This window comes from Bacillus cereus, from assembly GCF_002567495.1.
Lineage (GTDB): Bacteria > Bacillota > Bacilli > Bacillales > Bacillaceae_G > Bacillus_A > Bacillus_A cereus_AQ.
Genome location: NZ_NVAP01000091.1, coordinates 1 through 1,156, shown reverse-complemented (window position 1 = coordinate 1,156; position 1,156 = coordinate 1). Strand labels below are relative to the sequence as shown.

Below are 1,156 nucleotides of genomic sequence, written 5' to 3'. Positions count from 1 at the left end.
ATCAAAACACCTAAACCACTTGTTCCCTAAATTCTTTAGGGGATAGGTGGTTTAATTTTTCTTGAATTCGCACACAATTGTAGTAATGAATGTATTCTAGCACAATCTTTCGCACAGTTGTGTTGGATACTTTTGTTATCTTTTGTGAATAGAAAGCTTCACTTTTTAAATGACCAAAGAAGCTTTCCATGACGGCATTATCATGGCAATTTCCTCTCCGGGACATGCTGGTGATAATGCCGTTTTCTTTGGCATACGCTTGAAATTCTTTTGCTGTATAAATACTTCCTTGATCCGAGTGAAGAAGGACATCTTTTACTTTTCGCCCTCTCATTGCTTGTTTCAATGTTTTCATCGCTAATGTCAGTGTTTGTGATTCGCTGATGACACAACTAATAATTTCACGATTAAAGGCATCCATGATCGTTGATAAATACAAGGTACGCTCTCCAAATAAGAGATACGTCACATCCGTAAACCACTTTTCATTTGGTTTGGATGCATCGAATTGGCGCTCCAATCGATGAGGGGCTACCATTGGTTCCGCACCATTGATATATTTCTTTTTCTTTCGACGCACTTTTGAAAGAATATGATTTTGTCTCATGATTCGTAATACTTTTTTATGATTGACACACAGTCCCATTTTTCGAAGAGTAGCGGTCACTCTTCGATATCCATACCGGAATTTATGCCTAAGACAGACGTCCTTTACTTTTTCTTCTATATCATCTTTCAGATCTTCCGTTCGTTGTAACCAACGATAAAATGTAGAACGGGGTAATTCTAATACGTTACACAAGTCTTTTACCGTTATTTTTGTTTGTACATTTCTCCATAAAGTAACTACAGTTTCTGGTTTCAGCCCCTTTCGATTTCCAGATACTTTCCCCATACAAGTAATTTTGTTTTTAGATGTTTATTTTCTAAACGTAGCTGTTCTAATTCACTGAGCTCTTTTGGTCCTTTTCCATAAGAATATTGTTTTCCTACAGGTTGTTGAAAACGATACGTTTGATCTGTACGATACCATTTCATCCATGTCTTAATTTGGGAAACATTTTTAATTCCGAGTTTCTCCATAATTGCACGATTTGAATAACCGTCTTTCTTCATTTCAATGACTTTCCACTTTGTTTCTTCTGGGTAATGAACT

Annotated in this window: 1 protein-coding gene; it reads right to left on the bottom strand. The window is 36.3% G+C overall.

Annotated features, from left to right (window positions below; all coding sequences use genetic code 11):
- Positions 1-10: 10 nt before the first annotated feature.
- Positions 11-1,156, bottom strand: a protein-coding gene (locus COK05_RS30130; protein ID WP_141539314.1) for an IS3-like element ISBt2 family transposase whose coding sequence is annotated in 2 segments (ribosomal slippage) — positions 11-915 and positions 915-1,156 — 1,147 coding nt annotated over the 2 segments. Because the reading frame shifts where the segments join, the coding sequence is not laid out codon by codon here. This gene is flagged as partial in the annotation.